1 protein-coding gene is annotated in these 1,003 nt (G+C 59.0%); it reads left to right on the top strand.

Annotation, left to right across the window (positions count from 1 at the left end; genetic code table 11):
* Positions 1-1,003: immunoglobulin-like domain-containing protein (locus DES54_RS18650; RefSeq protein ID WP_211317447.1), on the top strand; the 1,003-nt coding region annotated here is incomplete at both ends.

The raw sequence follows: 1,003 nt of genomic DNA on the forward strand, positions 1-1,003 counted from the left end.
CGGTGCAGGGCGATGATGTCTATCAGGACGGTGAAAGCTATGCAGTGAGTGTCGTCGATACCGGTGAACATAACTTCGAGCAACTGGACAGCAGCGATACCGCGACCGTCACCGTGACGGATACGGTAGATACCACCACCCTGACGCTGGGGGATGTGACGGTGGCGGAAGGCAGCGGCACCGCCACCATCGGTGCGACATTAAGTCAGCCGACCGACCGCGAATTTACCGTTACGCTCAGCAATGGCGCGACCATCACCTTTGCCGCCAACAGTGCCACCGCGACGTCAACGGCGTTTGCGGTACAAGGCGATGATGTCTATCAGGACGGTGAAAGCTATGCAGTGAGTGTCGTCGATGCCGGTGAACATAACTTCGAGCAACTGGACAGCAGCGATACCGCGACCGTCACCGTGACGGATACGGTAGATACCACCACCCTGACGCTGGGGGATGTGACGGTGGCGGAAGGCAGCGGCACCGCCACCATCGGTGCGACATTAAGCCAGCCGACCGACCGCGAATTTACCGTTACGCTCAGCAATGGCGCGACCATCACCTTTGCCGCCAACAGTGCGGTTGGCACCTCAACCGCCTTTGCGGTGCAGGGCGATGATGTCTATCAGGACGGTGAAAGCTATACGGTCAGTGTCGTCGATGCCGGTGAACATAACTTCGAGCAACTGGACAGCAGCGATACCGCGACCGTCACCGTGACGGATACGGTAGATACCACCACCCTGACGCTGGGGGATGTGACGGTGGCGGAAGGCAGCGGCACCGCCACCATCGGTGCGACATTAAGCCAGCCGACCGACCGCGAATTTACCGTTACGCTCAGCAATGGCGCGACCATCACCTTTGCCGCCAACAGTGCGGTTGGCACCTCAACCGCCTTTGCGGTGCAGGGCGATGATGTCTATCAGGACGGTGAAAGCTATGCAGTGAGTGTCGTCGATACCGGTGAACATAACTTCGAGCAACTGGACAGCAGCAATACCGC

Source organism: Brenneria salicis ATCC 15712 = DSM 30166, from assembly GCF_003315515.1.
Taxonomy (GTDB): Bacteria; Pseudomonadota; Gammaproteobacteria; order Enterobacterales; family Enterobacteriaceae; genus Brenneria; species Brenneria salicis.